The sequence below is a fragment of the Mycobacterium sp. genome, from assembly GCF_049281135.1.
Taxonomy (GTDB): domain Bacteria; phylum Actinomycetota; class Actinomycetes; order Mycobacteriales; family Mycobacteriaceae; genus Mycobacterium.
Window position 1 is genome coordinate 1 of record NZ_JBAPRN010000287.1, and the last position, 2,119, is coordinate 2,119.

Annotated in this window: 2 protein-coding genes; both read right to left on the minus strand. The window is 64.9% G+C overall.

Going from position 1 to position 2,119, the window contains the following annotated elements:
* Positions 1–39: 39 nt before the first annotated feature.
* Positions 40–720, minus strand: a complete 681-nt coding sequence (locus tag WAN02_RS11570; RefSeq protein WP_422264306.1) for a YoaK family protein — start codon at positions 718–720, stop codon at positions 40–42.
* A gap of 68 nt (positions 721–788) precedes the next feature.
* The coding region (locus tag WAN02_RS11575) for a maltokinase N-terminal cap-like domain-containing protein (protein WP_422264307.1) at positions 789–2,119 on the minus strand (1,331 nt) is incomplete at its 5' end.

The window sequence follows — 2,119 nt, forward strand, 5'->3', positions numbered from 1 at the left end:
CGTCGCAAAGGTTTACGTGTCGGCAAGCGGCAAGGCAGCCTAATTCAGTAAGGCCCGGCGGTCCTGGTGAAAGTACGTGTAGGCGGTCGCCAACGTGCACATCGCCGAAGCGAACACCAGCATCCCGGTCCCGTTGACGACCATGCTGATGAGGCCACCGATCGTGGCGCCGAACACGAAGCTGCTGAACAGCAGGAAGTAGCCGAGCCAATCCGACAGGTTTCCGCCGGCCATGTGCCGTTCGATGCCCTGTCCCATTTTGACCAGCGTGCCGGTGACGTAGCTCAACGGCACTGACACTTCACCGTCCTTGACGAACGACGTGTTCAGCGCGCCAATACCGAAGGTCAGCAACATGATCGGCGGGAAGTCGAGCTGGTTCTCTTCCCAACCCTCGTCCAGGACATCTACGAGTGTGGCCGCCAGCAAGCTGAACGTCGCCAGCACGGTCGGGCCGTGCGGGTGCGCCACCCAGAAATGCCGCCGACACACCGATGCGACCACCACGCCGGCGACGAAGCTCAACAGCAGCAGGCCGGCCGTCACCGACAACAGCACGTCGTCGCGGAAATAACCCAGCACCGCGCGCTGCGCGTTTCCGGTCATGAACGTGACGAAATATCCGGCGGAGTGGGTGAAGGCCGTCGCCCCGAGCACACCGGCAAGCACCGCCAGCACCCACGACAAGCGCGCCTCACTGTCGAATGTCTCACGAAGCATGAAACCCATGCTGTCAAAAGAGCTACGCCGATGGCAGTGCGGGGAATGCCATTCAGGCGAGACTCACATCAATCTGCTACAAACTTGGCGATCGATCGCAGCGGAATGGGTAGCCAACCGGGCCGGTGCCGAGACTCGTAACCCGCCTCATAGACCGCCTTGTCCAGCTCGTACGCTGCCAGAATCAGCGCCGAATCACGCGGGTCGGCGCCGGATGCCGCGGTGTAGCCGTCGCAGAAGGCAGTTCGGTTGCGCTGCACCCACTCTCGAGCACGCGCAGCCAATTGCTTGTCAGCGGACTGATCGACCAGCGGTCCGTAGGCGGCGTACTCGAACGATCGCAGCACCCCTGCCACGTCGCGCAGCACGGAGTCCGGTGCGCGCCGCTCCTCGAGCGGCTGGCCCGGTTCACCCTCGAAGTCGATCAGCAGCCACGACTCGGGTGTGCGCAGCACCTGTCCCAAATGCAGGTCGCCGTGCACCCGCTGCACCGTGATGGTCTGCTCGGCCAACTTGTGGAACCGATGCTCGATCGCCGGCACGTACTGCTCGAGCTCGGCCACCGCGCCGGCCGCCGACGACAACCGGGCCAGCATCGTGTCGACCGGGAACGGGGCCTGCGAGGTGCCCAGCGCCTCGGCGAGCCCGCCATGCACCGACGCGACGGCTTCGCCCAGCCGGTAGGACTCGCCGGCGAAGTCACCGCCGACCTCGTAGGCGTAGAGGTCACCCTCGGCGAACAAGTCACGAACGCTGGCCGTCGCCATCGCCCAGCCCTCGGCCGCGTTGCCTTCATACTCGGTCGCCATGCCGAGTGGACAGCTGCTATCGGTGTCCGACGCGGTCAGCTCATAGGTACCCAGCAGGCGTGCCACGTGCGGGTTTCCGGCCCGGCCGAGGACCCGGTTGAGCTCGATATCGGGGTTGACGCCTGGGCTGACGCGGCGGAACACCTTCAAGATCGCATCGCGATCGAAGATCACGCTGGTGTTGCTCTGCTCGGCATCCGACACGCGTGGATAGGCATCCAGAGGCAGGGTGACGTCCGGCTCTTTGCCGAACGAGACGCCCTCCCGGGTCGCCGACGAGTCGACCAGCGACAGCAGAAACGCCGCGGAGTCCGGATCGTAGAGCGCGTCGAAGCCGGTGCGATCGCCATCGGCTCCGATGGTGGCGACGGTGTTGTACTCGGTGGGCGGCTGGGAATCCCAGCCGACGATCACCTGGTAGCGCTCGGTCGAACCGTCGGTGTAGGTCACGTCCACCAGCGCGAGATCGAGATTGTCGCGCAAACCTACGACGAGACCAGGCTCGGCGGTTGCCAGTTCGCGGCTACGTCCGGCGTACCAGCGCTGCTGCGGTAGCCAATCAGACCACGGCAAGTTCATTGCGACTCCTC